This window comes from Vibrio sp. 704, assembly GCF_033339295.1.
This window is the reverse complement of the sequence record NZ_JAWOUH010000542.1, coordinates 1-652: the sequence shown is the minus strand read 5'-3', so window position 1 is coordinate 652 and position 652 is coordinate 1. Positions and strand designations below refer to the sequence as shown.

The window sequence follows — 652 nt, the reverse complement described above, 5'->3', positions numbered from 1 at the left end:
TGAGCCGATTCGCGATCGTTTTACGAACGATGAAACAATGAATATTCAGCACGGCTGTTTCTATCATTGGGATCATTATCCTGATGAAGCGCTTTTCATAGACGCTGAACATTTGCGTCGCACTCACCAGCCTGATTTTTTACTAATCCACCCAATGAATATTGATGACATGGGTCACAAGCACGGATTGGATTCTCGCCAATACCGCAACTCAGCACGTGGTGCAGACATCATTCTCTCCAATTACATCGTGCAATGGTTGGCCGATGGCTATCAGATCATCGTCACCAGTGACCATGGCATGAACAACGATCTTTCTCACGGCGGTATTCTCCCTGAAGAGCGTGAAGTTCCGATGTTTGTGATTGGCGACAAGTTCACACATCAAGAGTGTCACGTTAAACAAACCGAGATTTGTGGCACGGTTTGTCAGTTGTTAAACCTTGACCACAATAAACCTTACACGCAAGCGTTGTTAGCACTATGAGCAGTTCTGTTTTATCACCAAGCGCGAGCCGCGCGGCGAAACCAACGACAAGTGTTTGGCTTAAGCGCATCAAACCCGCAATCTGGCTGGTTCCCTTTGCGCTTTTTTTCTACCTATTTCAACTCGCGCCCATGATTTGGGTACTGTTTAACAGCTTTATCTACG

General features: G+C 46.3%; 1 protein-coding gene and 1 pseudogene. Both read left to right on the top strand.

The genetic code is table 11. The annotated features are described in order from the left end of the window. Positions 1–487 (top strand): alkaline phosphatase family protein (locus R7R24_RS27635; protein WP_318120260.1); only part of this gene is annotated, 487 nt, incomplete at its 5' end. Next, positions 484–652, top strand: a pseudogene (locus tag R7R24_RS27630) (ABC transporter permease); the annotation flags it as partial. The gene R7R24_RS27635 and the pseudogene R7R24_RS27630, both read left to right, overlap by 4 nt.